A 236-nucleotide genomic window follows, 5' to 3' on the forward strand; every position below is an offset into this window, starting at 1 on the left:
ACCGTACCTGTTATGTGCTGTGACGTCATCAATCGTGGTTTAGCTTATGGTGATGGCAAAATCTTCCTAAACCAGGCCGATACTACCTTGGTAGCTTTAGACGCGGAAACCGGCAAAATAGTTTGGTCTGATAAACGCGATGATCCCAGAGTCGGTGCAACTAACACGGGGGTTGCTCATGTATTTAAAGATAAAATCGTTGTTGGTATCTCTGGTGGTGAATTTGGTGTTCGTGG

1 protein-coding gene is annotated in these 236 nt (G+C 45.3%); it reads left to right on the forward strand.

Annotated elements, in window-relative coordinates; genetic code table 11:
• Positions 1-236, forward strand: a 236-nt coding sequence (locus B4K20_RS04735; protein WP_289282052.1) for a PQQ-binding-like beta-propeller repeat protein, incomplete at both ends; no start/stop codon positions are given.

It is taken from the genome of Methylophaga sp. UBA5088 (assembly GCF_002414625.1).
In the GTDB taxonomy this organism is placed as follows: Bacteria; Pseudomonadota; Gammaproteobacteria; order Nitrosococcales; family Methylophagaceae; genus Methylophaga; species Methylophaga marina.